The sequence below is a fragment of the uncultured Bifidobacterium sp. genome, from assembly GCF_949292005.1.
In the GTDB taxonomy this organism is placed as follows: domain Bacteria; phylum Actinomycetota; class Actinomycetes; order Actinomycetales; family Bifidobacteriaceae; genus Bifidobacterium.
Genome location: NZ_CASEXV010000017.1, coordinates 1 through 2,340, shown reverse-complemented (window position 1 = coordinate 2,340; position 2,340 = coordinate 1). Strand labels below are relative to the sequence as shown.

Here is a 2,340-nt window from a genome sequence, read left to right as displayed (position 1 = left end):
CTGCATATTCGTCAGCTCGTCGTTGCCCAGGGCCTGATCCCACGCCCAGCTCTTCGCCTCGGCCGTTCCATGCGCGGCCTTGGCTCCGAAGGCGAACTCGCGATTCTCGGTGGTGTCCCTTTGAGCGAGCTCCAGATCGATGTCCGAATCATCCACCAGATTGACACGGGACAACGCCGTGACGATCGCCCACCGCAGGTTGTTGTCGATCTCCAAACCGGAAAGGACCACCGAACCATCGAGAAGACCGCGGACATGGGCGGCGAATTCGGTGTCACCCGGCTCGCCGTACCCAAGATAGGCGTTCACCAGCTGGAACTGCTCATCCGATCCGGGTTCGGCGTTGGCGGCCAGCGTCCACAGGCTGGATGCCACATGACGCACCGCATCGTCACGATGATTCGGATCGACATAGTGCCACGCCGTGGTGGATATCTGCGCGAGCGCATAGCGGAAGGTCGTGGATTCGTTCTCGGTGGCAAGTGCGTCGAGGCTGATGTCGATGAAACGGCGCGCGGGGAACTCGCCGTCGCGGGTCATGTCCCACAGGCTCAGCCAGACAACCGAACGCGCGAGTGCGTCGTCGAACGCGCCGAGATTCTCCGCGGCGAAGGCGAGGGAGCGTTCGTCAAAACGAAGCTTCGCGTATGTCAGGTCATCATCGTTGGGGAGTATAAAGTCCGGAAGCGGACGCCCATGTGCGGCCTCCACCACGGTGGACTCACCGTCGACATCAAGTTCGATGTTTCCCACGCGACGAACCGCGCCGGAATCGTCACGGTCGTAGAATCCCAGACGCATCCTGTGGACGCGCAGCGACGAGTTGGGGTTGTCCGCGGTCTGTCGAAGGACCAGCTGGTCAATGGACCCGTCGTCCGCGCGCGACACGTCGACCGCGATGGTCGTAATCCCCGGCTCCTCCAGCCACTGCCGGCTCCAGGATGTCAGATCCCTGGTCGATGTGAGCTCCAGTTCGGACAGCAGGTCGGACAACGTCGCGTTCGCGTAGGCATGGCGCTCAAGATAATTGTTGATTCCTTGGAAGAACCTGTCGCGTCCAACGTAAGCCACGAGCTGCTTGAGCACGGACGCGCCCTTCGCGTAGGTGATTCCATCGAAGTTCACATAGGTATCGTTCAGATCGTTGATCGGCGCCACAATCGGATGCGTGGTGGGAAGCTGATCCTGACGCAGCGCCCAGCTTTTCTCGCCCGAATTGAAGGTGGCCCATGCGTCGGTCCAATCGGTCGCCTCGGCGGTGGCCAAGGTGGAGGTGAACTCGGCGAAGGACTCATTGAGCCACAGGTCGTTCCACCATTTCATCGTCACATAGTCGCCAAACCACATGTGGGCCAGCTCGTGGAGGACGGTGACGACCCTTCGCTCGGCGAGCGCGTCGGTCACCTTGGATTCAAAGACGTATTGGTCGCGGATGGTCACCAAGCCGATGTTCTCCATCGCGCCCGCGTTGTACTCGGGCACATAGATCTGGTCGAACTTCGCATAGGGATAGGGCACTCCCCAAGTCTTCGCATAGAACGCGAAGCCCTTCTTGGTCACGTCGAACAGGTAGTCGACGTCCTTGGCGAAGGCGTCCTTCAGCGCCTGTCGGCAGTACATGCCCATCGGCACGGTGCGGCCGTCCTCATTGGCGTACTCGGTGTGCCATCCCGCGTAGGGTCCTGCGCAGACGGCCGTGAGATAGGAGCTCATGACTGGAGTGGCCTCGAACGTCCACCGTGTGATGCCCTCCTGCGGCCGGTCGCCCAGCGTGTCCGGCTCGGTGGTGCCATTCATGGATTCTGTGGACTCCACAGGTTTGTTCGACAGAACCGTCCAGCTTTCCGGGGCGATGACGGAGAATCGGAACACCGCCTTGATGTCGGGTTGGTCGAAAACCGCGTACACGCGGCGGGCGTCCGGGACCTCGAACTGGGTGTAGAGGTAGATGTTCCCATCGGAGGGATCCACGCTGCGATGGAGACCCTCGCCGGTGGTGGAGTAGCGGCAGGACGCGGTGACGGTCACCTCATTGCGCTCCTCCAGATCGTCGAGTTGGATGCGGTCGTCCGCATAGGCCGTCTGGGGATTCAATCCCACTCCATTGAGCGTGATGGCCTTCACGTCGTCGGCGATGAGGTCGAGAAAGGTCGACGATCCCGCGACGGCGTCAAAGGTGATCTTGGTGACGGATTCAAAATCGCGAGGACCGCGGGTCAGGTCGAGACGCACCTCATAGCCGACGGGAGCCTTGATGACTTCCCGACGCTCCTCCGCCTCGGTTCTTGTGAGGTTGGATCCTGGCATGGACTCTCTTCTTTCTCCTCATAGCACGTGGGG

The 2,340-nt window shown here is 61.2% G+C and carries 1 protein-coding gene; it reads right to left on the bottom strand.

The features are described 5' to 3' along the window. Nucleotides 1-2,307 (bottom strand): aminopeptidase N (pepN, locus tag Q1X90_RS00760; protein WP_300765753.1); only part of this gene is annotated, 2,307 nt, incomplete at its 3' end. Nucleotides 2,308-2,340: the final 33 nt, after the last annotated feature.